A 25,642-nucleotide genomic window follows, 5' to 3' on the forward strand; every position below is an offset into this window, starting at 1 on the left:
TGCGGCGCCGGGACGGCTAAGAGACCCCCGCAGCGATGGAGAGACGATGGACCGGCTGATCCTGTTCCGGCACGGCAAGGCCGAGCCCCACGCCCGAAGCGGCGAGGACTTCGACCGCACGCTCACGCCGCGGGGCGAGCGTGAGTCGCGGGCCATGGCCGAGATCCTGGCCGACATGGGCTTTGCGCCGGACGTGGTGCTGGTCTCGACCTCGGCCCGCACCCGCGGCACCTGGGCCGCCGCCGAGCCGGTGTTTCCCCAGGCGCGCGTGACCTTCGAGGACGAGCTCTATCACGCCGAATCCGGCGTGGTGCGGCAGTATGCGGAGCGGGCGGGGCGCTCGGCCGGCACGGTGATGATGGTGGGCCACAATCCGGGCCTGCAGGAACTGGCGGTGGAGATGCTGCTGGAGGGCGCCTGCGCGCCCTCGCTGGTCTCGCGGGCCCGCAACCAGTTCCCGACCGCCGCGGCGGCGGTGTTCCTGATCGATGCGGCGGGCCGCCCGTCCTACGACGGCCTGTTCTTTCCCCCGAGGGACCACCGGTGAGGGTCTACAAGATCCTGTCCCGGGCGGAGTGGGCGGCGGCCCGGGCCGCGGGGCGTTTCGAGGGCTCGGCCGTCGATCTGGCCGACGGCTACATCCATTTTTCGACCGCGGCCCAGGCCCAGGCCACGGCGGCCAAGTGGTTCGCCGGCCAGGATGATCTCGTGGTGCTGGAGGTGGAGGCCGACGACCTGCCGGACCTGAAGTGGGAGCCGGCCCGCGGCGGGGACCTGTTCCCCCATCTCTACCGGCCGCTCGAGGTGGCCCTGGTGCGGGCGGCGCGCGCGGCGCCGCTGGACGCCGCCGGCGTCCCGCAGGTGGAGGCGGCGCGGTGAGCGGCATGCACGATCTGGCCGCCCGGGCGCTGCACGCCCTCGACCCCGAGGACGCCCACGGCCTGACCATCCGGCTGCTGCAGGCGGGACTCGGGCCCCGGGGCGGGGCGGACGACCCGATCCTCGCCACGGACCTGGCGGGGCTGAAGCTCGCCAATCCGGTGGGACTGGCGGCCGGCTTCGACAAGAACGCCGAGGTGTACCGGCCGATGCTGGCGGCGGGGTTCGGCTTCGTGGAGTGCGGGACGGTGACGCCCCTGCCCCAGGCGGGCAATCCGCGGCCGCGCCTGTTCCGCCTGTCGCAGGATCGGGCCGTGATCAACCGCATGGGCTTCAACAACGCCGGCCTGGAGGCCTTCGCCGCGCGGCTCGCCGGCGCCCGGGCGGCCGGGGTGGTGGGCGCCAACATCGGGGCCAACAAGGACGCCGCCGACCGGGTGGGCGACTATGTGACCGGCCTTGAGCGCCTGTGGGGCCTGGCCTCCTACTTCACCATCAACATCTCCTCGCCCAACACCCCGGGCCTGCGGGCGCTGCAGACGCGGGCGGCGCTGGAGGAGCTCCTGGGCCGCCTGGCCGAGGCGCGGGACGCCTTGCCCCCCGCCGGGCGCGCGCCGATGTTCCTGAAGGTCGCCCCGGACCTGGAGGACGGGGAGGTCGAGGCGATCGTCGAGACCGTGGCCGCCCACGGGCTCGAGGGGATCATCGTCTCCAACACCACCATCTCGCGTCCGCCTCTGGCCTCGGCCCAGGCAGGCGAGACGGGAGGGCTGTCGGGGGCGCCGCTGATGGGCCTGTCGACCCAGGTGCTGGCGCGCTTCCATACGGCCGCGGCCGGCCGGCTGGCGCTGGTCGGCGCCGGGGGGATCGCCAGCGGGGCGGACGCCTACGCGAAGATCCGCGCCGGGGCGCGGGCGGTGCAGCTCTATTCGGCCATGGTCTACGAAGGGTCCGGGCTCGTCGGGCGGATCAAGCGGGACCTCGCCGCGCGGCTTCGCGCGGACGGGTTCTCGAGCGTCGCCGCGGCGGTGGGGACCGCCTAGGGCGCCCCGCGCAGGAACGAGGCGCCGCCGGTTGCGGGGCGGCGGGCAAGCTTCGCCTGCGTTGCCGAAGCCGCCCGCGTGCAGTAACGGGTTCATCCATGGCGGACGCCCCATCGCCGCAGGCGCCTTCACGGCTGCGCAGCCGCCGTTTCTTCTGGCCGGGCGGGCTGTCGGCGCGCCTGCTGATCCTGACCGTGCTGTTCGTGGTGTTCGGCGGCGTGCTGGTGCTGCCGCCCACCCTCGCCGCGTTCGAGGAGCAGTGGCTGCTGGACCGGGTGCGGGCGGCCGAACTCGCCTCCCTCGCCACCGAGGTCGCGCCCGACCGGGTGGTGTCGGACCAGATCTCCGAACAGCTTCTGGAGGGCGCGGGGGTGCAGTGGGTGGCGATCCAGAGCGAGGGCATGCGCCGGCTGGTGCTGCGCGGGCCCGAGCTGACGCGCACGCCATACCTGGTCGACCTGCGCGACCAGGCGCCGGCCTCCTGGCTCGCCGCCCCGTTCCAGACGCTGTTCGGCCCCCGCGACCGGATGGTGCGGGTCGTGGCCGAACCGCGGTTCCGCGAGGGCGACTTCATCGAGATCGTGGCCCCCGACGCCGAGCTGCGCACCGAGCTGCGGCGCTACCTGGTGCGCCTCCTGGCGATCACCGCCTTCGTCTCGGCGATCGCCGGCGGGCTGGTCTACCTGTCGCTGAACTTCTTCCTGGTGCGGCCGATGCAGCGCATCACCTACGCGATGGAGCGGTTCCGGGCCGATCCTGAGGATCCCCGCGCCAGGGTGGATTTGTCGGGCCGGCGCGACGAAGTGGGCCGGGCGGAGGTGGAGCTGGCGCGGATGCAGGCCGACCTGCGCGCGGCGCTGAACTCGCGTGCGCGCCTGGCGGCCCTTGGCGAGGCCGTGGCCAAGATCAACCACGACCTGCGCAACATGCTGACCAGCGCCCAGATCGCCTCCGAGCGGCTGGCGGCTCTGGGCGATCCCAAGGTCAGCCAGGCCCTGCCGCGGCTGGAGCGGGCGTTGGACCGGGCGGTGAAGCTGGCCACTGACGTCCTCGCCTACGGCAAGACCCAGGAGCCGGCGCCGGTGGCGCGGCCCACCCCTCTGGCCGCGGCGGTGGAGGCGGCGGCCGAGGAGGCCCGGCTGTCGGAAGAGGGCGTGCGCCTCGTCAGCAAGGTCGATCCGCGGGCCCAGGTGCTGGCCGATCCGGATCAGCTCCACCGCATCCTCGCCAATCTGATGCGCAACGCCCGCCAGGCGATCGAGCTCGACGCCGAGCGCCAGGGCCTCCCGGGCGAAGTGCAGGTCAGTCTGGAGCAGGCCGGCGAGGTGAGCGTGGTGCGGGTGGCCGACAACGGGCCGGGGGTGCCCGAGCGCGCCCGCGAGCGGCTGTTCCAGCCCTTCGCCGGCTCCAGCCGCCCCGGCGGAGCGGGGCTGGGCCTGGCCATCGCCCGCGAACTCGCCCAGGGGCACGGCGGCGAGCTGGCCCTGGCCGAGACCGGTCCCCAGGGCACGGTCTTCGAACTGCGCCTGCCCGGAAGCCCGGGGCCCGCGCCGGCCCCGCGCCGACGCGCGAAGAAGCCAGCCTAGGTCCGCACCGGAGTCCCGGAGCCTCAGGCGCTCAGAAGCCGATCGCCACGCCCTCGCGGCGGGGATCGGCGCCGCCTTCGAGGCCGGTCGGCGTGGCCTTGATGGCGTGCAGGCCCGAACCCTCGGCGCCCGCGCCGTTGATCAGCTTGACCCCCTTGGCGGCCAGTCCCTCGACGACGGCGGGAGGCATCTTGTCCAGTTCCGTGCCGTAGATCGAGCCGCGGGCGACCATGTTCGGCAGGGCCAGGGCCTCCTGCACCGGCATCTTCCAGTCGAGGATCGCGACCAGGCCCTTGAGGTTGTAGCCCAGGATCGAGGTGCCGCCCGGCGAGCCGACGCCCAGGACGAAGCGGCCCTGCGAGTCGAGCACCACGGCCGGCGCCATCGACGAGCGCGGCCGCTTGTTGGGCGCCACGGCGTTCGCGGCGGGCACGCCGCCGCTCAGCGTCGGCGAGAAGGAGAAGTCGGTGAGCTGGTTGTTCAGGAAGAAGCCGCCGACCATCCGGCCCGAGCCGAAGATGCTCTCCACCGTGGTGGTCATGGAGACCACGTTGCCGGCCTTGTCGACGATGACGAAGTGGGTGGTGCCGCCCGGCTCCAGCGTCGCGTCCGGCGCGCGGATTCCCGCGCCCTTCGGCTTGCCCGGGGCCGGCGGCGGGCCGGCGACGGGGCCGATCAGGGCGGCGCGGGCCTTCAGGTAGTCGGGATCCAGGAGCCCCTCGGTGGGCACGTCGACGAAGTCGGGGTCGCCCATGTAGCGGTCCCGGTCGGCGTACATCAGCCGCTCGGCCTCGGCGAACAGGTACCAGCCCTCGGCGGTCTGCGGGCCGTGGTCGGCGATGTCGGTGTTGGCCAGGATCCCCAGGCCCTCCAGCACGGCCGGGCCGCCGGAGGGGGCGGGCGGGGTGCAGACCACCCAGACCCGGTAGGGGCGGCACAGGGCCGGTCCGACCTTGGCCTCATAGGCCTTCAGGTCCGCCAGGGTCATGGAGCCCGGCCGCGGCCCCTCGTGCACCCGCGCCACGATCGCCTCGGCGATCGGGCCCTCCAGCAGGGCCTTGGGGCCCTCGGCGGCGATCTTGCGCACCGTGGCGGCGTAGGCGGGGTTCTTCAGGACGTCGCCGGCCTGGATCTTCGTGCCGTCCGGCTTGGTGAAATAGGCGACCGCGTCCGGCGCCGAGGCCTGGGGCGCGCGCTTGGAGTTGGCCATTTCGGCGAGCCGCGGGCTGACGACGAAGCCCTCGTCGGCCAGCCGTTCGGCGTCGGCGAACAGATCCTTCCAGGCGAGCTTGCCGTGCTGGCGCTGGGCCAGGGACAGCATGGCCACCGCGCCGGGAACGCCGGTGGAGCGGCCGCTCAGCACCGCTTCGGGGAAGGACAGCGGCTTGCCGTCCTCGCCCAGGAACATGTCGGGGCTGGCGCCGGCGGGCGCTTTTTCACGGCCGTTGTAGGCGGTCACCGCCTTGGTCTTCGCGTCGTAGTAGACCATGAAGGCGCCGCCGCCGAGGCCCGAGCTCTGCGGTTCGACGAGGCCCAGCACGGCCTGGACCGCGACCGCCGCGTCGACCGCCGAGCCGCCGGCCTTCAGCACCCGCACCCCCGCCTCGACCGCCAGCGGATTGGCCGCCGCGACCATGGCGGTTGGGCCGGCGGGCGCGGCGGCTGCGGGAGCCGAGGTCTGCGGCGCCTTCGGCGCGGGGGAGGCGCAGGCGGCGGCGATCAGCGAGAACAGGACGGCGGGAAGGCGAAGGACTGGGCGCACGGCGAACACTCGAAACCTCAAAGATGGCGCCACCATAGACGCCGGGAGCTTCGCCACAATGCCCCGCGGCGCCGGACGGCCCGATCGCGCCCCTGCGCCTGTCCGCGACGCGGCCGCAGCCCTGAAGACGGGCGCCCGCTCCGGCTTTTTCGCGCCCGGAGCGAATGCTAGACATCGTCTCCTGGGTTCAGGAGGAAATACCATGGGTTGGGCGCGGACGGCGGCGGTCGTTGGACTGGCCGCGGCGGCGGGAACGGCGGGAGCGCAGACGCGCCAGGAGGTGACGGGGCCGACGGCCGTCTACTGGATGAGCGCCCAGACCACGAGCGGCATGGCCGCCATGATGGGCGCCATGGGCGCGGGCCCCGGCGCGGGCGGCCCTGGCGCACGCCGCCCCTCGATGGGCGCGATGATGGGCATGATGATGGGCGGCGGCCTGGGCGGGCCGGGCGGCATGGGCGCGGCCCAGCACAGCCTGACCCTGCAGCTCGGCTCGGCCCGTACGGCCCAGGGCGCGCCCTCGGCCGAGCACCTGCCGCCGCAAGGCCTGGGGGCGGGCCCGTCCCTGCCGCTGGTGACGCCCACCGCGGCGCCGGCCCAGCGGGTGGAGGAGGAGCCGACGCTGCCGCAGGAATACCAGAAGCCGCGCGGGCGCATGCTGATCTTCTGGGGCTGCGGCGCGGAGGCCAGGCCCGGCCAGCCCCTGGTGATCGACTTCTCCAAGCTGACGCCCCAGGCGATGGCCGCGGGCCAGCTTCCCCCCGGCTTCGAGGCGATGAGCAGGGGCCTGGCGATCACGCCGATGCGCCCGCCGGCGCCGGGCCGCAACGCCACATACGGCGAATGGCCCAATGCGCGCACGCGCACGAGCGTGCCCGGCGAGGGTTCCCTGGTCGGCGCGCACACGGTCCGCGGCAACTACACCCCGCAGATCGAGTTCCAGCTCGCCCAGAACCAGGACTTCCTGGCCCCGCTGCGCCTGCGCACCAGCCAGGCGCCGTCCGGCGCGGGGCTCCTGAACTGGGGCGCGATCCCCGGCGCCAAGGCCTATCTGGCCACCGCCATCGGCGGCGGCGACGGCGAGACCGTGGTGCTGTGGACCTCCAGTGAGGTGCAGGCCTCGGCCTTCTCCCTGCCCGACTACATCTCGCCGGGCGACCTCGACCGGCTGGTCCAGCAGAAGGCGTTGATGGCGCCGGCCACCACCCAGTGCGCCATCCCCCGCCAGGTGGTGGCCGCCGCGCCCCAGGCGATGGTGCAGCTCGCGGCCTACGGCGGCGAGGCCAACTTCGTCTATCCGCCCCGCCCCAGCGATCCCAAGGTCCCCTGGAAGCAGGAGTGGCAGGTGAAGGTGCGCTACCGCTCGGCCACCAGCGCCATGCTCGGCATGGACATGGACGCCATGATGGGCGGCGACGACGAGGAGGAGGCCCCCCGCCGCCCCTTCGGCCTGCCGCGGTTCTAGGGACGGGCCTTCGCGCGCGGCGCCGCCGGGGTGAAGGACGAAAAATCCTGCCCGCCCCGGCTTGCGCTTTGCCCGATCCCCGACTAGGTTCCGCGCCCTCGCCGTAAGGCGGTGCGCGCCCGTAGCTCAGCTGGATAGAGCATCAGACTACGAATCTGAGGGTCGGACGTTCGAATCGTTCCGGGCGCGCCATTTTCCCCGAACTCCCGCCCAAGTTCCCCCGCCCTCACGGCCGCTCCGGCGGAACCAGGGGCGACTCGTGCGATTGAGCGGGGATGCTGTCGGCGCTTCTGCCCGTGCGGAGTCTCCTGGCCGCCATCTTCATCCTGATGGCGGGGGCGGGGTTCGTCGGCAGCCTGACCGCGTTGCGGCTTGAGGCGGCCGGCGTTGCGTCGCTGCAGATCGGGGTGGTGGCGACCGCCTATTTCGCCGGGCTGACGATCGGCTCCCTGCGGGCGCCGGCGGTGGTGCGCCGGGTGGGGCACATCCGCGCCTACGCCGCCTTCGTGGCCCTGCTCTCGGCCAGCACCCTGGCCTACGGCCTGCACCAGGGCCCCTGGTTCTGGACCGGGCTTCGGCTGATCGACGGGATCTGCCTGGCCGGGGTCTACGTCTGCATCGAGAGCTGGCTGAACGACCGGGCCGAGGCGGGCGGGCGCGGCTCGGTGCTGGCGGCCTACATGATCTTCCTCTACGGCGGCCAGGCCCTGGGCCAGTCGTTCCTGACCCTGGAGGCGAGCCCGGCGACGCCGTTCCTGGTGGCCTCGATTCTGGTCTCCCTGGCGGTGCTGCCGGTGGCCCTGACCCGCAGCGCCGGGCCCGTGCTGCTTGAGCAGCCGCCCCTGCCGCTTCAGCGGCTCTACCAGGTCTCGCCCCTCGGCTTCGTCGGCGCCGCCTTGACCGGGGTGATGCTGGGCGCCTTCTACGGCCTGGGCGCGGTCTACGCCCAGCGCCTGGGCCTCAGCCTGGCCGCCACCGCCGGCTTCATGAGCGCGGTGATCGCCGGCGGGGTGGCGCTGCAATGGCCCCTGGGATGGCTGTCGGACCGGCTGGACCGGCGCAAGGTGATCGTCGGCGCGCTGGCCGGCACGGCGGGCGTGGCCGCGGGCCTGTCGCTGGCGGCGCCGGCGGGGCTGCTGCTCTCGCTGCTGGGGGCGATGTTCGGCGGCCTTAGCTTCGCCCTCTACCCGCTGTGCGTGGCCCACGCCAACGATCACCTGTCGCCGGAGCAGCGGGTGGCGGCGAGCGGCGGGCTGGTGCTCGTCTATTCGGCGGGCGCGGCCGCCGGGCCGGTGGCCGGGGCCGCGGCGCTCGGCCTGTTCGGGGCGCCCGGCCTGTTTGGCCTGATCGCTGTCCTGGCCGCCGCCGGGCTGGCTTTCGGCCTTTGGCGCCAGGCCGCGCGGCCGCCGGTGGCCGCCGACCTTCAGCAGTCCTATCAGATCCTTCCCCGCACCACGCCGCTGTCGGCGGCGGTGGTGGACCCGGCCGCGGAGGCCGCGCCCGACCAGGCGTGAGGGGACCAACTGCGCCCTCGTGCGTTGCAATGGGCGCCATGCCAAGCACACCTGCACCATCGCCCGATGGCGGCCCGTCCGCGTCGGTGCTCCGCCGCGCCGTGGCCGCCTCGGCCATGGGCAACGCCACCGAGTGGTTCGACTACGGGATCTACGCCTACGGGGTGGCCTACATCTCGGCCGCCCTGTTCCCCGGTGAGGCCCAGCAGGCGACGCTGTTCGCCCTGGCCACCTTCGCCATCTCCTTCCTGGTGCGCCCGCTGGGCGGGCTGTTCTGGGGGCCGCTGGGCGACCGGCTGGGGCGCAAGTCGGTGCTGGCGCTGACCATCCTGCTGATGGCGGGGGCGACCTTCTGCGTCGGCCTGATCCCCCCCTATGAGGCGATCGGCGTCTGGGCTCCCCTGCTGCTGGTCGCGCTGCGCATGGTCCAGGGCTTCTCCACTGGGGGCGAGTACGGCGGCGCCGCCACCTTCATGGCTGAGTACGCCCCCGACGACCGCCGCGGCTTCTTCGGCAGCTTCCTGGAGTTCGGCACCCTGGCCGGCTTCTCCCTGGGCGCGCTGCTGATGCTGGGCTTCTCGCTGATGCTCGGCAACGAGGCGATGTACGCCTGGGGCTGGCGCCTGCCGTTCCTGGTGGCCGCGCCGCTCGGCCTGGTGGGGATGTACCTGCGCTCGCGGATCGAGGACACGCCGGTATTCCGCGAGGCGGAGGAGGCCGAGGCCCGCAGCGCCCAGGCCGGGGGCGGCGGCCTCGGCAAGCTGGTCACCGGCTACTGGCGCCCGCTGCTGGAGATGGGCGGGATGGTCGTGGCCCTCAACGTCGTCAACTACACCCTGCTCAGCTACATGCCGACGTATCTGGAGCGGCGCCTGGGGCTGACGATCCAGCAGGCGCTGATCGTGCCGATCGTCGGCATGCTGTTCATGATGCTGTTCCTGCCCTTCGCCGGAGCGCTGTCGGACAAGGTGGGCCGAAAGCCGATGTGGTGGGTCTCGCTGATCGGCCTCTTCGTGGCGGTGATCCCCGTCTACCACCTGATGAGCCTGGGCATGGTCCCGGCGATCATCGGCTTCGCCGTCCTGGGATTGCTCTACGTCCCGCAGCTGGCGACGATTTCGGCCACCTTCCCGGCGATGTTCCCGACCCAGGTGCGGTTCGCCGGCTTCGCCATCTCCTACAACCTGGCCACCTCGCTGTTCGGCGGCACGGCGCCGGCGATGAACTCATGGCTGATCGGCGTCACGGGCGACCCGGTGACGCCCGCCTACTACATGATGGCCGCCTGCGCGGTGGGCATGGTCGCCCTGTGGTTCACGCTCGAGACCGCCGGCCAGTCCCTGCGCGGCCATCATCTGCCCGGCAGCGAAGCCGCGCGGCGCGAACTGGCGGCCGAGAGCGCCAGGGCCTGAGTCGCCACGCGGGCTTTTCGCCGGAACCGTCCGGGTGCGGGACGTGTTCGCCAAGCAGCTTCCAAGGTGAAAGGCCAGCCATGTCCACATCCAAGCATTCGCCCTCCGGCCATACGCCGACCACCCTTCCGCGGGACGACCTGGAGGACAACCCGGCCATCGGCGCCTCCAAGGGAACCACCATCGCCGGCGAGGATCCGCACATCCTCCAGGGGGAGAACACCGAGGAGGGCGACGTCGAAAACGACGCCGACGCCGCTGGCGCGCCCACCCCGCAGAAGCGCCATCGCACCAACCCCTAGGCCTTGCGCGGCGGCGCCCCCGGTGGAACCGGCGCGTTCCGCAGGGATTGCGGCACGCATGAAACCGCGCCGCCTCCTGCCTCTCCTGCTCGCCGCCGCCCTCGCCGGGTGCGACGGCTGGACGCCGCCGACGCCGGCTGACGGCGTCGAGTACCGGCCCGAGGAGGCCGGGACCGTGGATCACGCCATGTGCCTGCTGGGCTTCGTCGCGGTTCCGCTGCGGCGGCTGGCGTCCGGGCACCAGCTGGTGTCCGGCGAGCTGAACGGCAAGCCGGCCACCTTCGTCCTGGACACCGGCGCCAACGTCAGCGTGGTCGACAGCGCCTACGCCGCCGACTTCGGCCTCACCCCGCAGCGCTTCGTCGGCGGGGCGGCGGTCGGCGTGGGCGGCGGCCTGAAGGTCTCGCGGTCGAGCATAGAGGAGCTGCGGCTCGGCGGCGTCGACACCCGCCACCGCCACCTGATGCTGGCCGACCTCTCGCAGATGGTCGGCGCCCTGGGCCGCCTCTCGCCAGAGCCGATCCAGGGCATCATCGGCCAGGACCTGATGCGCGAGCATCGGGCCGTGATCGATGTGGCCCGGCCGATGCTCTACCTGCAGGCGGACGACGCGGATCCCGCCCCCGTGCCGGCCGAGCGGTGCGGGGGCCAGGCCGCGGCCTGAGCGGGCGCAGCGCCCCGCCCGTTGGGGAACCCGGCGGGGCGTCGGCGGTTCTGAGGGCCAGACAGGAGAGCGCCGATGTTCAAGTCCCCCTGGGTGCGCTGGGGCGTGGTGTTAGGCTTCGCGCTGGGCGGCTTCTTCGATGGCGTGCTGCTGCACCAGATCCTGCAGTGGCACCATCTGCTCAGCCTGGTCCCCGGCGTTCTCGACCTGCGGGCGCAGGTGCTTTGGGACGGCTGGTTCCACGCTCTGATGTATCTCATCGCCGCGCTCGGCCTCTGGGGCCTGTGGCGCGCCCATCGCACCGTCGAGGGCGGCTGGGGCCGGCAGCTGGCGGGCGCTCTGCTCCTCGGCTTCGGCGCCTGGCACCTCGTGGACAGCGTGCTCTCGCACTGGGTGCTCGGAATCCACCGGATCAATCTGCAGAGCGACAACGTGCTCTTCTGGGATCTCCTTTGGTTCGCCGCGTTCGGGCTCCTCCCGGCGGGGATCGGGTGGCTGCTGCTGCGCCGCCAGGCGCCTGGCGGGCTGCGGACGATCGGACCGGCCCTGGCGGTGATGCTGGTCGCCGGCGCGACCACGGGGGCCGGGGCCTGGGCGATGCGCCCGCCCCCTGAGCAGCCGTTCACCACAGTGGTGTTTCGTCCCGGCGTGACGCCCCAGGACGTGCTGGCTGCGGTCGCCGCCGCCGACGCCCGGCTGGTGTGGACTGACGGGGCGATGGGCGTGGTGGTCGTCGCCGCCGCGCCGCATCGCCGCTGGACCTTCTATCGCCGCGGCGCCCTCCTGGTCAGCGGCGCCGGCGCCGCCGGCTGCCTGGACTGGAGCCGAGGCGCGCCGGCCTAGCGGCGCCCGGCGCTGTGACGTCCGGCGGAGCCGGGGCGTCAGGCGTCGACGCCAAGCTCGCGCGCCTTCTTCTCGAACTGCGGACGCACGTCGCCGAGGGTCGGCAGGCCCAGGGACTTCAGCTCGCGGTGGATCTTCCGGGCGGGCTCCGAATCGAGGTCGCGCTTGAAGTTGGTCACCACGTCGTCCGCCGAGCCGTAGCCGCGGAAGCGGTCGATCTCGGACCTGGTGGCGTCCTGCACGTCCTTGAGCTTGCGCTTCTCGGCGTCTGAGCGCCCGTCGGGCCTGGCTTCGAGCACCGGGTCGAAGGCTTCCTTGACGAGGAAGTTCACCAGTTCCTGTTTGGCCGTAGCCATCTGCTCACCTCTGGATGTGCGGCCCGCCGGGCTGGGAGACGCCGCTGAGGGCGGTTTCCGCCTGGGACGGGTCGTTGCTCTTGGAGATGTCGCCGAGGGAGATGATCCCGACGAGGCGCTTTTCACGGTTGACCACCGGCAGGCGTCGCACCTTCAGGTCGCTCATCTTCATGGAGGCCTCGTCGAGATCCTCGTCGTCGAAGACGTACTCGACCCCCTGGCTCATCACCTCGCGGACCTTGGTGTCGAAGCTTCGGCCCTCGGCCACCGCGCGGATCGCAATGTCCCGATCGGTGATCATGCCGACGAGACGGTCGTTCTCGCCGACCGGGACGGCGCCGGCGTCGGTCTCCTTCATGATGCGCGCCGCCTCTCGAAGGGTCGCCTCGGGCGTGGTGGTGCGCACCTGCGTACTCATGCAGTCTCTGACGTTCATCGATGTCTCCTGGGATGTGGCCCGCTGCCGGGCTCGCCCAGAGAACCCGTCGGACAAGGGAGCGTTTCAGCGGGGCCGCAAACTTCGTTCGTGCGGTCCGAGCGGCGCAGGACGGCAAGTCATCCGTGGGCGGACGGAATGGAGGCGTGATGCGCCGCGTGGCGCAACTGTGCGCACGTGGAGGCGAGGACGTGGTGTCTCCAAGTGGTTGCATTTATTCGGCGGCGCACGTCAAGTAACGGCGTTACCCGGCGCGGTCGGATTGCTCACCCAGGGAGAGGCAAGTTGCGTCTCTTGGTCGCAGGCTGGTGAATCTCCAGTTTACTCAACTTTAATTCGCAAAAGCCAAGCTCGCATCAACGGCTGATTCAGGACTCCGGCAAGAGAAAATGCCGGAAGGAAGGGCGCTTGGCGTGTCAACGTCTAGTAGTGTTGATGTTGAATTCTCAGGCGATTTGACAATTCGGTCAATCGCCGAGATCTGCAATCATCTTCGTGAAGCGCTTCAAGCTCACGACGACGTAAAGGTGAGTGTAGCGGAAGACGCCGAAGCGGACCTCACCTTCGTTCAGCTCATGGAATCGGCGCGTCGCTCTGCGGAAAGCGACGGCAAGCGCTTCGCCCTCGCACAGGCGGCGGCCGGCGGACTTCTGGAAACCCTGCGGCGCGGCGGCTTCCTGTCGGAACGCGACGAGGCGCGCCGGGACTTCTGGCTTTCGACTTCGGGGACTCTCTAGATGACGGCTATTCTCACGGTAGACGACTCCGCAAGCATCCGGTAGGCGATCAAGATCGCCCTGTCCGGCGAGGGCTACGCCGTGACGGAGGCGGCGGACGGCGCCGAAGGCATCGCCAAGGCCGACGCCGGATCGTTCAACCTCATCATCACCGACCTGAACATGCCGGTGATGGACGGGCTGACCATGATCCGCCAGCTGCGCGCCAAGCCGGCGCACGCGGGCGTGCCGATCCTGTTCCTGACCACCGAGAGCGACGCCGACATCAAGGCCCAGGCCAAGGCGGCGGGCGCCACGGGCTGGCTGACCAAGCCCTTCGATCCCGAGCAGCTGGTGAGGATCGTCAAGAAGGTCCTGGCGTCGTGAGCCCGGACGATCCCGCCGCGATCTTCCGGCAGGAAGCCCAGGATCTGCTGGAGCAGATCGAATCCAACCTCGTGGACCTGGCCAGCCGGCCGGGCGACCGCGCGCTGATCGACGCGGTGTTCCGCGGACTGCACACCCTGAAGGGTTCGGGGGCGATGTTCGGCTTCGACGCCCTGGCCGCCTTCACCCACCACTGCGAAAGCGCCTTCGACAAGGTGCGCAAGGGCCAGGTGGCCGCGACGCCGGAGCTGGTGTCGGCCGTGCTGGCCGCCCAGGACCACATGCGAGCCCTGGCCGAGGGGCGCGAGGCGTCCCCCGCCGAGGGCGAGGCGCTGTTGGCGGCGCTGCATCGGGCCGTGGACGGAAGCGCCGGGGCGGCGCCGGCGCCCGAGGTTCCGGCGGCCACGACCTGGAAGGTCCGCTTCAAGCTGCCGGCCGACGCCCTGGTCAACGGCACCCGCCCGCTGCCGCTCCTGGACGAGCTGCGCGAGCTAGGCGACTGCGAGGTGGTCGCGTTGACCGAGGGGGTTCCGCCGCTGGAGGCGCTGGTCCCCAGCGAGTGCCACCTGGCCTGGGAAGTGACCCTGACCACGACCCACCCTAAGAGCGCCATCGAGGACGTCTTCATCTTCGTCATCGACGACATGACGCTGGAGATCGAGGCGCTCGAGCCCGAAAGGTCCGACGCTGAACCGCAGGCCGCCGCCGTCGAGTCCGTCCCCGCCGCCGCCGCGGCCGCCGAACCCACCGCCGCCGCCGCCGCCGCCGAGTCCAAGGCGGCCCGCGGCGGCGACACGGTGCGCGTGCCGGCCGAACGGCTGGACGAGCTGATGGACCGGGTCGGCGAACTGGTGATCGCCCAGTCGCGCCTGAAGCAGGTGGCCGCCACCAGCAACGAGCCGAACCTGAGGGCCGTCTCCGAAGAGATTGAGCGCCTGGCCGCCGAGCTCCGCGACACCATGATGGTGGTCCGCATGGTGCCGATCGCCCAGCTCTTCGGGCGCTTCCGCCGGCTGATTCACGATCTGTCGCGTGAGACGGGCAAGGCCATCGAGTTCGTCACCGAGGGCGAGACCACCGAGCTCGACAAGACGGTGATCGAGCGTCTGGCCGACCCGCTGGTGCACCTGATCCGCAACGCCGCCGACCATGGCCTCGAAGACCCCGAGGCGCGCGTCGCCGCCGGCAAGGCGCGGTCCGGGCGCATCACCCTGGCCGCGCGCCAGGCGGGCGCGGAGGTGATCATCACCATCGCCGACGACGGCAAGGGCATCGACCGCGACCGGGTGCGGGCCAAGGCCGAGGAGGCCGGCCTGATCGCGCCGGGCGCCGTGCTGAGCGACGCCGAACTTTTCCAGTTCATCTTCCACCCGGGCTTCTCCACCGCCAAGGCGATCACCAGCCTCTCCGGCCGCGGCGTCGGCATGGACGTGGTCAAGCGCACCATCGAGGGGCTGCGCGGCGCCATCGAGGTCGCCAGCCGCCCGGGGGAGGGCTCGCAGATCTCCCTGCGCATCCCGCTGACCCTGGCGATCATCGACGGCCTGCTCGTGCGCGTGGGAGCGGGGCGCTACGTGATCCCGCTGGCCGCGGTCGAGGAATGCGTGGAGCTGTCGGTGGAGCAGGACCTGCGCTCCACCGGACGCAGTCTGATGACGCTGCGCGACCGGCTGGTGCCGTTCCTGCGCCTGCGCGAGCTGTTCGAGACCGGCACCGCCCCGGACCCGCACCAGAAGCTGGTGGTGGTGTCCACCGGACAGGAGCGGGTGGGGCTGGTGGTGGACCAGATCCTTGGCGACCACCAGACCGTCATCAAGTCGCTCTCCGGCTTCCACGCCGACGTGGCGACCTTCTCCGGGGCGACGATCCTGGGCGACGGCGGCGTGGCGCTGATCCTGGACGTGGCGCACCTGGTGGCCGCCGGCCAGCGGGCCGAGGCGCAGCTTCGTGCGGCCGGTTGAGGAGACGCAGATGACGGGCGCCCCGAAAAGCGAAGCCATGCAGGTGCTGACCTTCGACCTGCACGGCGAGACCTTCGCCCTGGAGGCCGGGCTGGTGCGCGAGGTTCTGGACCTGGCGCCGGAAACGGCCGTGCCGGGCGCCGCGCCCTTCGTGGCGGCGGTGATCAACTTCCGCGGCCGGGTGATCCCGCTGGCGGACCTGAGGCTGGCCTTTGACCTGGAACGGGGCGAGGCCACCGTCGACAGCCGCATCGTGGTCATCGAGCACGACCTGGACGGCGAGCCGACGCTGATCGGCCTGCGCGCCGACAAGGTGCACGAGGTCACCTCCATCGAGCCGCAGGACACCGAGGACGCGCCGCGGGTGGGCCTGCGCTAGCGCTCGGACTTCATCCGCTGCCTGGCGCGACGGAGCGGCGACCTGATCGTCGTGCCGGACCTGGCGCAGATCTTCGCCACACGCGGCGGCGCTACGGCCGCCGTCATTCAACTTCCAGCGGCCTAGGTGAGGCGCGCGCGATGAGCCAAGTGCAAAGGCCCGCCTCGCGCCAACCCACGCCGGTCCAGCTTCGCCCAGAGGGGTTCTGAAATGCGCGCAACCATCAAAGCCAAACTGGCCGGCGCCTTCGCCGTCGTCCTCCTGATCTCCGCCGTCCTAGGCGTCGTGGGGGTCATGAAGATGGGAACGGTGAACGACCAGTCCACGATCATCACCGAGAACTGGATGCCGAGCATTGATGCGATCCATCGCATCAACACGGCGACCTCGGACCTGCGTGTGCAGCAATACTGGCATGTCGTCTCGACCGATCCGGCCGCGATGTCGGTCGCCGAGAAGGAGATCGCCGCGACCCTCGAACTGATCAAGGAGACGCGGGCCAAGTACGAGAAGCTGATCTCGTCGGACGAGGAGCGCAATCTCTACAATCAGTTCTCCAGGAAATACGAAGCCTATCTCCTGGAATGGAACAAGATCCTGGCCCTTTCCAAGGCCAACCAGAATGAAGCGGCCGCTCGCGCCCTGCTCGACAGCAAGGCGCTCTATGACGACATGTCGGCGGACACGCTGAAGCTGGTGGACCTCAACGTCGAAGGGGGCAGGACCGCGAGCGAAACCGGAGACAAGGTGTTCGCCGATGCGCGGACGCTGTTCATCGGGCTGGTGGTCGTGGCGCTCGTCCTCGGCGTGGCCGCGGCTCTCTGGATCTCCAGGACGGTCTCGATGGGCCTGCGCAAGGTCGGGGCGGCCGTCGACGCAGTGGCGATCGGCGACCTGAACCAGGACATCACCGTCACCACCAACGACGAGATCAAGGATCTGATCGACGCGGTGAACACCATGACGGCGAACCTGCGCGCGACCGCCGCGCTGGCCGACGCGGTGGCCGGCGGCGACCTGACGGTGCAGCCCAAGCCCCTGTCGGACAAGGACACCCTGGGCCTGGCGCTGGAACGGATGGTGGAGCGTCTTCGCGGCGTCGTGGCGGATGCGATCGCGGCGGCGGAGAACGTGTCCTCGGGCAGCCAGGAGCTCTCGGCGACGTCCGAGCAGATGAGCCAGGGGGCGACCGAGCAGGCCTCGTCGGCCGAGGAGGCCTCGGCCTCGATGGAGGAGATGGCGGCGAACATCAAGCAGAACGCCGACAACGCGGCCCAGACCGAGAAGATCGCCCGCCAGTCGGCGAAGGACGCGGAGACCTCGGGCGAGGCGGTGGCCCGCGCGGTGAGCGCGATGCAGACGATCGCCGAGAAGATCACCATCGTGCAGGAGATCGCCCGCCAGACCGACCTTCTGGCGCTGAACGCGGCGGTGGAGGCGGCGCGGGCCGGCGAGCACGGCAAGGGCTTCGCCGTGGTGGCCTCGGAGGTGCGCAAGCTGGCCGAACGCAGCCAGACGGCGGCGGCGGAGATCGGGGCGGTGTCCTCGGAGACGGTGAAGGCGGCGACGTCCGCGGGCGAGATGCTGTCGAGCCTGGTGCCGGACATCCGCAAGACCGCCGAACTGGTGGCCGAGATCAGCGCGGCCTGCCGCGAGCAGGACATCGGGGCCAGCCAGATCAACGAGGCGATCCAGCAACTCGACAAGGTGACCCAGCAGAACGCCAGCGCTTCCGAGGAGATGAGCGCCACCTCCGAGGAACTGGCCGCCCAGGCCGAGGAGCTGCAGGCCTCCATCGCCTACTTCAAGACCGACGCCGCCGGCCAGGCGCGCCGCGCCCCCGCCCCGGTCAAGCGCCCCGCCGCCGCTCCCAAGGCCGCGGCCAGGCCGGCCGCCAAACCCAAAGCCGTCGTCAACTCGGTGGCCGCCCAGCAGGCGCGGGCCAAGGGCTTCGCCCTTGACCTGTCGCAAGGGGGCCCGGACGCCGAAGACGCCGATTTCCGCGAGTACGCCTGATGGCCGCCGCCTTCTCGGAAGCTCAGTTCGTCACCCTCGGCCTCGGCCAGGAGACCTTCGCCGTCCCGGTGGCGTACGTGAGGGAGATCCTGGACTACGCTCCGCCGTTCGCCATCCCCGAGGGCCCGGCCTATCTGCTGGGACTGACGGACGTGCGCGGCCGCGCCACCCCCACGCTGGACCTGCGGCTCAAGCTCGGCCTGCCGGCCGTGCCGCCGACCTCCAGCACCCGCATCCTGGTGCTGGACGTGCCCGTGGACGGGCGGATCCTGTCCCTGGGCCTGGTGGCCGACCGGGTGATCGAGGTGGTCGCCTTCACCGGCGAGGAGGTCGAGCCCAAGCCGGACATCGGCGTGCCGTGGCGCTCCGAGTACATTGAAGGCGTGGTGCGGCGGGACGGCGGCTTCGTGGTCTTGTTCGACCTGGCCTGCCTGCTGACCAGCCAGGAAGCGGCCGCCCTGGCCGTGGGCGCCGCCGCGTGAGCGCCCTCGCCCTCTCGCTCGAGGTCGAGCGGCCCGCACCGGTCGGCGACCGGTTGAGCACGGCGAACTTCGGCCGGATGGCCGAACTGATCCACACCTACAGCGGCATCAAGATGCCGCCGAACAAGCGGACCATGCTCGAGGGCCGCCTGCGCCGCCGCATGCGGGCCGTCCAGATTCCGACCCTCAACGACTACTGCCGCTTCGTGTTCGAGGAGGGCGGCCTGGACGCCGAGATCGTCCACCTGATCGACGCGGTGACGACCAACAAGACCGAGTTCTTCCGCGAGCCGGCGCACTTCACCTTCCTCGAAACGACAGGCCTGCCAGCGTTCGACAAGCGCGGCCGCAAGCCGATCAAGGCCTGGAGCGCGGCCTGTTCCACCGGGGCCGAGCCCTACACCCTGGCCATGGTGCTGGAGGAGCATCGCCAGCGGACGAGGGGGCCGGACTTTTCGATCCTGTGCACCGACCTTTCGACCCAGGTGCTGGCGCAGGCCGTGGCGGGAATCTTCCCGGCGCCGATGGTCGAGCCGGTGCCGATGGAGCTTCGCCGCCGCTACCTCATGCGCGGCAAGGATGGCCGCCGCGATCAGGTGCGGATCGCGCCGCAACTGCGCGCCAAGCTCGCCTTCGCCCGGCTGAACCTGATGGACGAGGCCTATCCCGTCGATCGCGACCTGGACATGATCTTCTGCCGCAACATCCTGATCTATTTCGACAAGGCGACCCAGGCGGGCGTGCTGCAGCGGCTGTGCGGGCACCTGCGGCCCGGCGGCTACCTGTTCCTGGGCCACTCCGAATCGATCGTCGGCATCGACCTGCCGGTCGCCCAGATCGCCAACACGGTCTTCCAGCGGGTCTAGGACTGCGATGCCCGGCCGCAAGATCCGTGTACTGATCGTCGACGACTCCGCGACCGTTCGCCAGACGCTCGCCGCGGTCCTGGAGTCCGATCCGCAGATCGAGGTCCTCGGCGTGGCGTCGGACCCCTATGTGGCGGCCCAGCGCATCCGCAACGAAGTGCCCGACGTCATCACCCTGGATGTCGAGATGCCGCGGATGGACGGCATCACCTTCCTGCGCAAGCTGATGGCCCAGCACCCGATCCCGGTGGTGATGTGCTCGTCGCTGGTGGAGGCGGGCTCGGAAACCCTGATCCAGGCCCTGGAGGCCGGCGCGGTCGACGTGATCCTGAAGCCGAAGCTGGGGGTGGCCGAGCACCTGGAGGACTCGCGGATCCGCATCTGCGACGCGGTGAAGGCCGCGGCCGGGGCCCGGGTGCGCGGGCGGCGCGAGGCGCCCCCCGCCCTGGTCCACCGCGAGCCGGAAAAGAAGCTGACCGCCGACGCCATGCTGCCGCCGCCCACCGGGCGGGCGATGGCGCGCACCACCGAGACCATCGTCTGCATCGGCGCCTCCACCGGCGGGACAGAGTCCCTGCGCGAGGTGCTGACCGCCCTGCCGGCCGCCGCCCCCGGCATCGTCATCGTCCAGCACATGCCCGAGAAGTTCACCGCCTCCTTCGCCAAGCGGCTGGACAGCCTGTGCGAGATGGACGTGAAGGAGGCCGAGGACGGGGACGCGGTGCTCCGGGGCCGTGTGCTGATCGCGCCCGGCAACATGCACACCCTGATCCGGCGCAGCGGCGCCAACTACTACGTCTCGGTGCGCGACGGGCCGCTGGTCTCGCGCCACCGCCCCTCGGTGGACGTGCTGTTCCGCTCGGCGGCGCAGGCGGCGGGGGCCAACGCCGTGGGCGTGATCATGACCGGCATGGGCGACGACGGCGCCCGCGGCCTTGCGGAGATGAAGGAGGCCGGCGCGCGCACCATCGCCCAGGACGAGGCGACTTCGGTGGTGTTCGGCATGCCCAAGGAGGCGATCGCCCGCGGCTGCGTGGACCGGATCGTCGGCCTGCCGATGCTGGCGCCGGAGATCCTGCGCGCGGCGGCGCGCTGAGGCGCCCGCCGGGGCCCCGGAGGCCGGGGCCTGGAACAGCCGGGCCCCTAGAACAGCACGTCGTCGAATTCGTCTTCCTTCGCGGCCGCGGCGGGCTTGGCCGCCGGCGCTTCGGCGGCGGGCGCGGCATCGAGGTCGCGGCCGCGGGTCATGGCCTGGTGGACCTCCCGCTCGCTGGCCATGGTGTAGTCCCGCGCGATCGCCTGCAGCAGCTCGGCCAGGGGCGCGCGCACGTCGTCGATCCAGGGCGCGTCCTCGCCGGCGGTTGCCGCCAGGTCGGCGGCGGCCTGGCGGATGATCGCGCCGATCTCGCTATGGAAGTCCAGCCGCGCGGCGGCGCGGCGCAGCGCATCGACCACGGCCTCGCCCTGGCGGGCGAGCTCCACAAGGTCGGCCTCCACCGAAGCGCCGACGCTGCGCAGCCGGTCCACGGCGTCGGCCAGGGCCGCGCCCGCGCCGGGGGCGGCCTCCGGTTCGATCCCGCCGTCGCCGGCCAGGCCCGCCGCCTCGGCGGCCATGCCGTCCAGGGCCTCGAGCGCCTGCTGCGAGGAGGTCTCCATGTGGCCGGCGTGGTGGCGCAGCTCCACGGCGATCACCGCCAGGGGCTTTCCCGGGTCGCCGATGCGGGCGCACTTGAGCGTGGCGTTGAGGGCCATCTGCTGCACGTCGGTCTTGATCGACTGCAGGTTCGTCACCTTGGCGGTGAGGTCGCCGGCCGCCGCCGCTGCGGAACGGCCGAGTTCAAGGGCCGCCACGTCGGCCTGGGCCAGGCGGTCAACCAGGCCCAGGGCCTGGCCGACGTACGATTCCATGCGCTTCAGGAAGCTCTGGCCGTCGGCGCCCTGCCGCCCGAAGGCGAGGTCGCGCAGGCGCAGGATCTCGGCGGCGTCCCCGGCCATGCCCGCCATGTTGGCGCCGATCCGGGCCACGTCGCGCTCGAAGTCCTCGGCGGTGGCGGCGAGCTGCGCGGCCAGGAGCTGGTGGACGAAGGCTTCCAGCCGGCCGCGGGCTTCCGGTGAAAGCCCGCCAACGGCCCCGGTCAGCTCCAGCGCGTGCTGCACGTGCTCGATGCGTTGGCGGGTGATGTCGCCGATCTGCAGGGCCGCCAGCACGCCGCCGACCTTCTTCTGGACCTGGCGGGCGAGCCCGGCCACCTCGCCGGCGGCCTCGGAGATCCGCTCGTGGTGCTCCACCATCTCGCGTGCGCTGGCGGCTAGCCCGTCAGGCACGGCGGGAACCAGCCCGTCCAGGTGGGCGGCGAGGTCGCGCTCCTGCGCCAGGGCGGCGGCGAGGTCGGCGCACAGGGCCGACAGGTCGGCGTCGAAGGCGTCGAGTTCGCGGCGGCCGCGCTCGATGCGGTCGTGCACCTCCTGGGTGAAGACGCCGAACTCGCTGCGAGCGGCGGCGATGCCCCCGGCGGTGATCTTGATGTTGATGGCGTAGGTCTGCAGGTAGGCCAGCGTGCGGCGCATGTCGCCGATGCAGCCGGTGAGGCCGCGTCCGGCGCCGATCATCCGCTCGACCAGCTCGCGGCGGGCGCCGTGGCGATCGGGCAGGGCCGACAGATCGTCGGCCGCCAGGCGCAACTGTCCGGTGGTGGCCTCGACGGTGGCCGGCTCCAGGGTGGAGGCCAGGGCCTCGAGCGAGCCGATCAGCCGGCCGACGCCCTCGACCGCGTGCGACAGCACGTCGCCCGCTTCCAGGAAGCGCCCCTCCACCGCGCGCCGCGCGGCGTCGAGCCGCCCGGCCAGCGCCGGTGCGGGCGATAGGTCGCCCGTTCGGGCCAAGGAAGAAGCATGGATCATGTGGTCGCCGAGCCGCCTGGTCCCACTATGGGGCCGTATGTCCAAAGGTCGGGTAAAGGGAGGCCTCGGGTTCGGCCAGCACCGCCTCGATCGCGTCGAAAAGGGCGCGGGTCGTGACCGGCTTTCCAAGGTGGCGGTCGGCGCCGACCTCGAGACTCGCCTTGATGTGTTCGGCCCGGTTGTTGGCCGTCAGCATGATCACCGGGGTGCGCCCGCGGCCCTGGGCGCGCTCCACCCGGCGCAGTTCGCGCACCGCGGTGTGGCCGTCCATCACCGGCATCTGGATGTCCATCAGCACCAGGTCGAAGTGGCCCGCCACAAAGGTCTCCACGGCCTCGGCCCCGTCCTCCGCGGCGACCACGTCGGCGAGTCCGGACAGCATGAGCTGCACGATCTGACGGTTGGTCGGATGGTCGTCGACGAGCAGCACGCGAAGGCCGCCGGCCGGCTCGCCGTCGCCGGCGGGCGCGGCGGCCCCGGCGGAAGCGATCGGCAGCGGCGCGTCGAACCAGAAGCGCGAGCCGCCCTCCGCGCGGACTTCGGCGTCGATGGTCCCGCCCATCAGCGACACCAGCTCGCGGGCGAGCGCCAGTCCGAGCCCGGCGCCGCCGAACCGGCGGGTGGACGAGTTGTCAGCCTGCTGGAAGCGGGCGAACAGGCCGGCCTTGCGGGCCGGGTCGAAGCCGACGCCGGTGTCTTCCACGGTGAAGACCACGCGGTCGCTCTGGGACGCCCGCGCGATGCGGACCTGGACGTTCCCGGTCTCGGTGAACTTCACGGCGTTGCCGATCAGGATGCTCAGCACCTGGTGCAGGCGGGCCGAGTCGCCGAACACGAGCCCGTCGGCGCCGGGCGCCACCTCGACCGCCAGGGCCAGGCCCTTCTCCTCGGCCTGCGGACGAACGAGTGCGACGGATGCGCGCACCGCTTCGCCGAGGTGGAAATCGTGGCGTTCCAGGGCGATCTGGCCCTGATCCGCCCTGGCCAGGTCCAGGACGTCGCCGAGCAGGCGCTCCAGGGCCGCGCTGGAATTGCGAATCATCGCCACGAGGTCGCGGGCGGCCGCGCTCAGATCCTGGCGGGCCAGGAGGTCGGCGCCGGCGATCACGCCGTTCAGCGGCGTGCGCAGCTCGTGGCTCATGTTGGCCAGGAAGGCGCTCTTGGCCTCGCTGGCCTGTTCGGCGGCTTCGAGCGCCTGGCGCAGGGCTTCGGCGGCGCGATGACGCTCGGTGACGTCGTCGGCCAGGGCGATCAGGTGGCGTGGACCGGCGTCGTCGTGGGTGGCCAGCAGCTTGACCGTGAACTCCCGGCGCTCGTCGCCCGCTTCGGGCGGGTGGCTGAAGTCGAAGGCCTGCATCTCGCCGGTGGCCAGCACCTGGTCTTCGGCCCGCCGCAGCTTGTCGGCGACATGGGGGGCGACGGGCTCGCCGTCGCTCCAGCCGAAATCGTCGTGCAGGCGAGCGCCCAGGAGGTCCTCCGCCGCCCGGTTGACCAGCAGCAAACGCCGGTCGTCCGCCGCGCGCACGATCAGCGGCGAGGGCAGGAGCTGGATGACCGAGCGCAGGAAGGCGTGGGTCTCGACCTCGGCGGTGACGTCGCGGGCCGTCGCCAGGAGCCAGGTCGGCGCGCCGCCGTCCGCGTCGGGCACGGGGGAGACCGCAGTCTCCCAATAGGCCGCCGACCCGTCCGCCCCGTGGATGAAGGCGCGGAAGTGGCTGGCCTGGCCCTGCGCCGCCGCCTGCAGGGCGCGGTCCAGGCTGAAACGGGCCTCGGGCGGCCAAAGCCGCGAGAGGGTGACGTCCGCCGCGTCCGCCGCCCCGCCGCCGCCGAAGTGGCGGGCCGCGCGGGGGTTCATGTAGTGGATCTGACCGTCGAGCCCCAGCAGCCACAGGCACTCCTGGCAGGCCTCGCCGAGGATGTCTATCGAGGGCGAAGGCCGCCGGGGGCGGTCCGCCAACCCATCCTCGTCAGACTGCTTCAACGCCTGGTCCCCTGCGCCCTCCATCGCCGGACCGTGGCACGGGCCGCTTGAAGGTTCGGTTAAGCTGGGCCGTGGCCGGCGCGCCGGACGAGCGCCTGCGCCCGGCGTGGCGAAAGCCTCGCGCCTGGGCTACATCCGGCGCCTGGGCCGCTTGCGGGCGGCCGTTCGCGCAGGGGGGAGAGAAGATGGGACCAGCGGAAGAGCGCTTCGACGTGCTGATCGTCGGCGCAGGCCTGTCGGGGATCGGGGCCGCCCACCACCTGCAGAAGCACTGCCCCGACCGCTCCTTCGTCATCCTCGAAGGGCGCGAGGCGATCGGCGGGACCTGGGACCTGTTCCGTTACCCGGGCATCCGCTCGGACTCGGACATGTACACCCTGGGCTACTCGTTCCGGCCCTGGACCGAGGCGAAGGCGATCGCCGACGGGCCCTCGATCCTGAAGTACATCCGCGACGCCGCCCGCGAAGGCGGGATCGAACCGCACGTCCGATTCGGCCACAAGGTCAGGCGCGCGGCCTGGTCGAGCGCGGATGCCGCCTGGATCGTCGAGGCCGAGCGGGCTGACGGGCGCACGGCGCGCATCGCCTGCAACTTCCTGTTCCTGTGCGGCGGCTACTACAGCTACGAGGGCGGCTACACGCCGGACTTCCCGGGCGTGGAGCGCTTCAAGGGCCGCCTGGTGCATCCGCAGGACTGGCCGGCGGACCTCGACTACGCCGGCAAGCGCGTGGTGGTGATCGGCTCGGGCGCCACCGCCGTCACCCTGGTCCCGGAGATGGCCAAGGACGCGGCGCACGTCACCATGCTGCAGCGCTCGCCGACCTACGTGGTCTCGCGGCCGGCCGAGGACGGCGTCGCCAACGCCCTGCGCCGCTGGCTGCCGGCCAAGCTGGCCTACGCCCTGGTGCGGTGGCGCAACGTGCTGTTCGGCATGTACTTCTTCCGCATGGCGCGGGAGAAGCCGCAGGCGGTGAAGAAGCGCATCATCGACATGGTGCGCGCCGAGCTCGGGCCGGACTACGACGTCGAGACCCACTTCACGCCGAGCTACAATCCCTGGGACCAGCGGCTGTGCCTGGTGCCCGACGCGGACATGTTCAAGGCGATCAAGGCCGGCTCGGCCAGCGTCGTCACCGACCACATCGAGACCTTCACCGAGACCGGCCTGCGGCTGAAATCCGGCCAGGAGCTCGCGGCCGACGTGGTCGTCTCGGCCACCGGCCTGGTGCTGCAGGTGATGAACGGGATCGAGCTCGCCGTGGACGGCGTCCGCGTCGATCCGGCCAGGACCTTGACCTACAAGGGCATGATGTACGAGGGCGTGCCGAACCTCGCCTCGGCCTTCGGCTACACCAACGCCTCCTGGACCCTGAAGTGCGATCTGACGTGCGAATACGTCTGCCGCCTCCTCAACCACATGAAGGCCACGGGCCTGCGCCAGGCCACCCCGCGCAACAGCGATCCGGACGTGGGCGAGGCGCCGTGGCTCGACTTCAGCTCCGGTTACGTCCAGCGCTCGATCGCCAAGTTCCCCAAGCAGGGGACCAAGGCGCCCTGGAAGCTGCACCAGAACTACGCCCTGGACCTGATGAACCTGCGCTACAGCCGCATCGACGACGGGGTGATGCAGTTCTCCAATCCCGCCGCCGCGGCCCCGGCGCGCCCGCGCGAGGCGGCCTGAGGTCGCGAA

General features: G+C 71.7%; 24 protein-coding genes and 1 tRNA gene. 20 read left to right on the forward strand and 5 right to left on the reverse strand.

Going from position 1 to position 25,642, the window contains the following annotated elements; translation table 11 throughout:
* Positions 1-46: 46 nt before the first annotated feature.
* The 4 genes from ACK4YQ_RS06365 (at position 47) to ACK4YQ_RS06380 (ending at position 3,508) form a co-directional block, all read left to right on the forward strand.
* Complete coding sequence (locus ACK4YQ_RS06365) at positions 47-547, forward strand: SixA phosphatase family protein (RefSeq protein WP_409609413.1); 501 nt, start codon at positions 47-49, stop codon at positions 545-547.
* Entirely contained in the window at positions 544-879 is a 336-nt protein-coding gene (locus tag ACK4YQ_RS06370) for a DUF952 domain-containing protein (protein ID WP_409609415.1), read from the forward strand. The genes ACK4YQ_RS06365 and ACK4YQ_RS06370 overlap by 4 nt, the downstream gene beginning before the upstream one ends.
* 5 nt (positions 880-884) lie before the next feature.
* Positions 885-1,922, forward strand: a complete 1,038-nt coding sequence (locus ACK4YQ_RS06375) for a quinone-dependent dihydroorotate dehydrogenase (RefSeq protein WP_409609542.1) — start codon at positions 885-887, stop codon at positions 1,920-1,922.
* Positions 1,923-2,020: 98 nt separating this feature from the next.
* A complete protein-coding gene (locus ACK4YQ_RS06380) occupies positions 2,021-3,508 on the forward strand; it encodes a sensor histidine kinase (protein ID WP_409609417.1) in 1,488 nt (495 codons plus the stop codon).
* Positions 3,509-3,539: 31 nt separating this feature from the next.
* Here ACK4YQ_RS06380 and ggt read toward each other — a convergent pair whose 3' ends face one another.
* On the reverse strand, positions 3,540-5,306 hold the full coding sequence (gene ggt, locus ACK4YQ_RS06385; protein ID WP_409609419.1) for a gamma-glutamyltransferase: 1,767 nt from the start codon (positions 5,304-5,306) through the stop codon (positions 3,540-3,542).
* 166 nt (positions 5,307-5,472) lie between these two features.
* Here ggt and ACK4YQ_RS06390 point away from each other — a divergent pair, with 166 nt between their 5' ends.
* From ACK4YQ_RS06390 to ACK4YQ_RS06420, 7 genes are all read left to right on the forward strand, one after another.
* Complete coding sequence (locus tag ACK4YQ_RS06390; protein WP_409609421.1) at positions 5,473-6,735, forward strand: hypothetical protein; 1,263 nt, start codon at positions 5,473-5,475, stop codon at positions 6,733-6,735.
* A gap of 115 nt (positions 6,736-6,850) precedes the next feature.
* Positions 6,851-6,927, forward strand: a tRNA-Arg gene (locus ACK4YQ_RS06395).
* Positions 6,928-7,010: 83 nt separating this feature from the next.
* Positions 7,011-8,249: an MFS transporter gene (locus ACK4YQ_RS06400; RefSeq protein ID WP_409609423.1), complete on the forward strand. Its 1,239-nt coding sequence runs from the start codon at positions 7,011-7,013 to the stop codon at positions 8,247-8,249.
* A gap of 86 nt (positions 8,250-8,335) precedes the next feature.
* On the forward strand, positions 8,336-9,661 hold the full coding sequence (locus ACK4YQ_RS06405; protein WP_409609425.1) for an MFS transporter: 1,326 nt from the start codon (positions 8,336-8,338) through the stop codon (positions 9,659-9,661).
* 80 nt (positions 9,662-9,741) lie between these two features.
* Positions 9,742-9,963 (forward strand): hypothetical protein, encoded by a 222-nt coding sequence (locus ACK4YQ_RS06410; protein ID WP_409609427.1) that lies wholly within the window; start codon positions 9,742-9,744, stop codon positions 9,961-9,963.
* A 58-nt stretch (positions 9,964-10,021) separates the two neighbouring features.
* On the forward strand, positions 10,022-10,627 hold the full coding sequence (locus tag ACK4YQ_RS06415) for an aspartyl protease family protein (RefSeq protein WP_409609429.1): 606 nt from the start codon (positions 10,022-10,024) through the stop codon (positions 10,625-10,627).
* A 75-nt stretch (positions 10,628-10,702) separates the two neighbouring features.
* Positions 10,703-11,470 carry a DUF2243 domain-containing protein gene (locus ACK4YQ_RS06420; protein ID WP_409609431.1) on the forward strand — a complete coding sequence of 256 codons (768 nt, stop codon included), beginning with the start codon at positions 10,703-10,705 and terminating at the stop codon, positions 11,468-11,470.
* A gap of 38 nt (positions 11,471-11,508) precedes the next feature.
* On the opposite strand, the gene ACK4YQ_RS06425 is transcribed toward ACK4YQ_RS06420, so the two are convergent.
* Together ACK4YQ_RS06425 and ACK4YQ_RS06430 are read right to left on the reverse strand one after the other, a co-directional pair.
* The gene (locus tag ACK4YQ_RS06425; RefSeq protein ID WP_409609433.1) at positions 11,509-11,826 is read right to left on the reverse strand and encodes a hypothetical protein; all 318 of its coding nucleotides are present in this window, start codon (positions 11,824-11,826) and stop codon (positions 11,509-11,511) included.
* Positions 11,827-11,830: 4 nt separating this feature from the next.
* On the reverse strand, positions 11,831-12,262 hold the full coding sequence (locus ACK4YQ_RS06430) for a CBS domain-containing protein (RefSeq protein ID WP_409609435.1): 432 nt from the start codon (positions 12,260-12,262) through the stop codon (positions 11,831-11,833).
* A 413-nt stretch (positions 12,263-12,675) separates the two neighbouring features.
* Between ACK4YQ_RS06430 and ACK4YQ_RS06435 the strand changes: the two genes are divergently transcribed.
* From ACK4YQ_RS06435 to ACK4YQ_RS06470, 8 genes are all read left to right on the forward strand, one after another.
* Entirely contained in the window at positions 12,676-12,999 is a 324-nt protein-coding gene (locus ACK4YQ_RS06435) for an STAS domain-containing protein (RefSeq protein ID WP_409609437.1), read from the forward strand.
* Between the two features lie 60 nt (positions 13,000-13,059).
* Positions 13,060-13,365: a response regulator gene (locus ACK4YQ_RS06440; RefSeq protein ID WP_409609544.1), complete on the forward strand. Its 306-nt coding sequence runs from the start codon at positions 13,060-13,062 to the stop codon at positions 13,363-13,365.
* Positions 13,362-15,326, forward strand: a complete 1,965-nt coding sequence (locus tag ACK4YQ_RS06445) for a chemotaxis protein CheA (protein ID WP_409609439.1) — start codon at positions 13,362-13,364, stop codon at positions 15,324-15,326. The genes ACK4YQ_RS06440 and ACK4YQ_RS06445 overlap by 4 nt, the downstream gene beginning before the upstream one ends.
* Positions 15,327-15,336: 10 nt before the next feature.
* Complete coding sequence (locus ACK4YQ_RS06450; RefSeq protein ID WP_409609441.1) at positions 15,337-15,705, forward strand: chemotaxis protein CheW; 369 nt, start codon at positions 15,337-15,339, stop codon at positions 15,703-15,705.
* A 210-nt stretch (positions 15,706-15,915) separates the two neighbouring features.
* Positions 15,916-17,721 carry a methyl-accepting chemotaxis protein gene (locus ACK4YQ_RS06455; RefSeq protein WP_409609443.1) on the forward strand — a complete coding sequence of 602 codons (1,806 nt, stop codon included), beginning with the start codon at positions 15,916-15,918 and terminating at the stop codon, positions 17,719-17,721.
* On the forward strand, positions 17,721-18,203 hold the full coding sequence (locus ACK4YQ_RS06460) for a chemotaxis protein CheW (RefSeq protein ID WP_409609445.1): 483 nt from the start codon (positions 17,721-17,723) through the stop codon (positions 18,201-18,203). Before ACK4YQ_RS06455 ends, ACK4YQ_RS06460 begins: the two co-directional genes overlap by 1 nt.
* A complete protein-coding gene (locus tag ACK4YQ_RS06465) occupies positions 18,200-19,069 on the forward strand; it encodes a CheR family methyltransferase (RefSeq protein WP_409609448.1) in 870 nt (289 codons plus the stop codon). Before ACK4YQ_RS06460 ends, ACK4YQ_RS06465 begins: the two co-directional genes overlap by 4 nt.
* A gap of 7 nt (positions 19,070-19,076) precedes the next feature.
* Positions 19,077-20,165, forward strand: a complete 1,089-nt coding sequence (locus ACK4YQ_RS06470; RefSeq protein WP_409609450.1) for a chemotaxis response regulator protein-glutamate methylesterase — start codon at positions 19,077-19,079, stop codon at positions 20,163-20,165.
* A 47-nt stretch (positions 20,166-20,212) separates the two neighbouring features.
* On the opposite strand, the gene ACK4YQ_RS06475 is transcribed toward ACK4YQ_RS06470, so the two are convergent.
* Positions 20,213-21,952 (reverse strand): hypothetical protein, encoded by a 1,740-nt coding sequence (locus ACK4YQ_RS06475; RefSeq protein ID WP_409609452.1) that lies wholly within the window; start codon positions 21,950-21,952, stop codon positions 20,213-20,215.
* A 43-nt stretch (positions 21,953-21,995) separates the two neighbouring features.
* The gene (locus ACK4YQ_RS06480) at positions 21,996-23,927 is read right to left on the reverse strand and encodes an ATP-binding protein (protein WP_409609454.1); all 1,932 of its coding nucleotides are present in this window, start codon (positions 23,925-23,927) and stop codon (positions 21,996-21,998) included.
* A 209-nt stretch (positions 23,928-24,136) separates the two neighbouring features.
* Between ACK4YQ_RS06480 and ACK4YQ_RS06485 the strand changes: the two genes are divergently transcribed.
* A complete protein-coding gene (locus ACK4YQ_RS06485; RefSeq protein WP_409609455.1) occupies positions 24,137-25,633 on the forward strand; it encodes a flavin-containing monooxygenase in 1,497 nt (498 codons plus the stop codon).
* The last annotated feature ends 9 nt before the right edge of the window (positions 25,634-25,642 follow it).

Source organism: Phenylobacterium sp. (assembly GCF_046291545.1).
In the GTDB taxonomy this organism is placed as follows: domain Bacteria; phylum Pseudomonadota; class Alphaproteobacteria; order Caulobacterales; family Caulobacteraceae; genus Phenylobacterium.